Origin of the sequence: Haloferax sp. Atlit-10N, assembly GCF_003586325.1 — an archaeon.
GTDB lineage: Archaea > Halobacteriota > Halobacteria > Halobacteriales > Haloferacaceae > Haloferax > Haloferax prahovense.
Map to the genome: position 1 here is coordinate 1 of NZ_PSYX01000033.1, position 1,558 is coordinate 1,558.

Annotated in this window: 1 protein-coding gene and 1 pseudogene; one reads left to right on the forward strand and one right to left on the reverse strand. The window is 55.3% G+C overall.

Features of this window, described 5'->3' with window-relative positions; all coding sequences use genetic code 11:
• Positions 1–407: 407 nt before the first annotated feature.
• The gene (gene sugE / locus C5B91_RS20960) at positions 408–731 is read left to right on the forward strand and encodes a quaternary ammonium compound efflux SMR transporter SugE (protein WP_004967623.1); all 324 of its coding nucleotides are present in this window, start codon (positions 408–410) and stop codon (positions 729–731) included.
• A 175-nt stretch (positions 732–906) separates the two neighbouring features.
• On the opposite strand, the pseudogene C5B91_RS20965 reads toward sugE, so the two are convergent.
• Positions 907–1,431 (reverse strand): annotated as a pseudogene (locus C5B91_RS20965) (hypothetical protein); the annotation flags it as partial.
• Positions 1,432–1,558 lie beyond the last annotated feature (127 nt).

Here is a 1,558-nt window from a genome sequence, read left to right on the forward strand (position 1 = left end):
GTGAGTTCGACGAGTACACGCTCGACAACTGAGACGATGCCAGTTGGACTTCTGCCGTGGGGGAGCGACAGTTCGAGATCTGCCCACGGTTCTTCGTTCGGTTGTTCAGTGTGCTCGCCAGAGAGTCGTGATCGCTGTTGCTCGTAGTCGGAAGACATGGATTGCATGGGGACTGCTGACTCCTCCACCCCTCAATGGAGGATAAAAACAGCCACAGCAATTGTTCACGTACTAACGGAGTTCATTCAGACACCCCTCCTGTGAGGAATATCTTCCAGACTAAGAAGACGATCAGGAATGCTGATCCGCGAGTACACAGCCCAGCGCCCGTGCCAAGGTAGTTGAATCGGTCTCATTCAATGGATAGCAGAAGCTATAGACAGATTGGACAGCGAAGCAGAGACGTCATGTCGTGGTATATCCTCATACTCGCAGGCCTGTTTGAGATTGGCTGGGCAATTGGACTCGAATATTCGGACGGACTCTCAAAGCCAGTGCCAACAGTCGGTACTGTTGTCGCTCTCATCATCAGTATGGTACTCCTGGCACAAGCCGTCAAAGATCTCCCTATCGGGACAGCATATGCTGTCTGGACAGGTATCGGGGCCGTTGGGACAGCCACGCTTGGAATTATTCTCTTTGATGAACCAGCCGCTCTCGCCCGAATACTCTTCATCGGCGTGATCGTCGTCGGTATCGTCGGTCTACACGCTGTCTCGGGTGGACACTAAACCACTAGTTGTCATTTGCATCGTCTGAACCCTGCCCAGACACAATTATCGGTACACACGCACATTGACTGGCCGGCTGTTTCGCAGGACTGCTCGTCTGAAGGAGAGAGTTTCAACAGGGCTGCGTCGTCAGCAGAAGTATCTCACTATCAACCCATGTTGCGGTGACACGGTCTCACTTCAACCATGATCGTGTTCGCTCCCACATTGACGCAGATTCCGTGTCAGGATCTTCATCCTGGTCACGCGGTGCTACTTCGACACGCTGCTCAAGCCGGTCAACAGTCGCTTCCAACTCCTCGATGTACGCCTGTTTTTCCGCGAGGGTTGCCTCGAGCGTTTCAACTCGCTCAGTCAACACCCGGTTCTTCTCGGCGAGATACGCCTTGTCCTGCGTTGATTGCGTTCCCACACTCTGTTCCGTCGTAGTTTCGTGGTCCTCACGAGGCTGCGTGTCTGGGTCGTAGAACTCCGACGTCTGCTGGACTGCTCGCTCAAGTGTCTTCTCACCATATGTCGACCCGTCTGCATAGTGGACTTCGTCCCATTTCTCGCGATACAGCCCCGATTCCCGAAAGAGGCGGTCCATCTGTGGGTGGTCCCCGCCCGTCCAGAACGCGAGCAGACAGCAAAGTGCCATATCTGCCTCCGAGTGGCTCTCATACCCACTTGTCTGCCCTCGCCACAGTCGATCGAACTTGTACTTCGTCTACCTGTTCGTCATCCTGATGCTCGGTGCGAGCTACCTCGGCCCCCTCGCCGAGATGACCGGGCCGTCGGCGTCCGCGTCGATGGACGGACAGTCGCTCCCCATCGGCATCTCGTCG

Coding starts and splice junctions, on each gene's coding strand:
- sugE (WP_004967623.1), top strand. CDS start 408: ATGTCGTGGTATATCCTCATACTCGCAGGCCTGTTTGAGATTGGCTGG.